The following is an 888-nucleotide window of genomic DNA, read 5'->3' on the forward strand; positions in this document are numbered from 1 at the left end:
AGAACTCTAAGGAGACTGCCGGTGATAAACCGGAGGAAGGTGGGGACGACGTCAAGTCATCATGGCCCTTACGTGTAGGGCTACACACGTGCTACAATGGCGCATACAGAGTGCTGCGAACCTGCGAAGGTAAGCGAATCACTTAAAGTGCGTCGTAGTCCGGATTGGAGTCTGCAACTCGACTCCATGAAGTCGGAATCGCTAGTAATCGCGTATCAGAATGACGCGGTGAATACGTTCCCGGGCCTTGTACACACCGCCCGTCACACCATGGGAGTGGGTTGCTCCAGAAGTAGATAGTCTAACCCTCGGGAGGACGTTTACCACGGAGTGATTCATGACTGGGGTGAAGTCGTAACAAGGTAGCCCTAGGGGAACCTGGGGCTGGATCACCTCCTTATACGATTTAGAACTTATTTGTTCGTAGTGTCCACACAGATGATTGTTATTGTAAAGAGAACAACACTTATTGTTTTGGGTCTGTAGCTCAGCTGGTTAGAGCGCACCCCTGATAAGGGTGAGGTCGGTAGTTCAAATCTACTCAGACCCACCACTTCTTATCTAATTAAGAAGATGGTTAAAACAATAAGTACCAGCATATGTGGGGCTATAGCTCAGCTGGGAGAGCGCCTGCCTTGCACGCAGGAGGTCAGCAGTTCGATCCTGCTTAGCTCCACCACTTACTTCTTAAAAATAAATATTCTTTATCGGGCCATTAACCGCCTGAGAATAGAGTGTGTTTAATTTTGAGAAGTTTTTACATCTCTTGCTCTTTAAAAATTTGGAAAAGCTGATAATAAAATTCTGATAGATACATTGTATTTATCAAGAGTTTTCAAAAGTAAAAAAAGAATGGTAGCAGTACCATTCAGTGCCATTTAGTTAACT

Annotated in this window: 2 tRNA genes and 1 rRNA gene; all 3 read left to right on the top strand. The window is 45.3% G+C overall.

The window, feature by feature from the left end:
- Positions 1 to 400, top strand: a 16S ribosomal RNA gene (locus tag I6F40_RS19600); the annotation flags it as partial.
- A gap of 76 nt (positions 401 to 476) precedes the next feature.
- A tRNA-Ile gene (locus tag I6F40_RS19605) sits at positions 477 to 553 on the top strand.
- A gap of 50 nt (positions 554 to 603) precedes the next feature.
- Positions 604 to 679: transfer RNA gene (locus I6F40_RS19610), tRNA-Ala, on the top strand.
- Positions 680 to 888 lie beyond the last annotated feature (209 nt).

This window comes from Pseudoalteromonas sp. SWXJ133 (genome assembly GCF_015864365.1).
Lineage (GTDB): Bacteria > Pseudomonadota > Gammaproteobacteria > Enterobacterales > Alteromonadaceae > Pseudoalteromonas > Pseudoalteromonas arctica.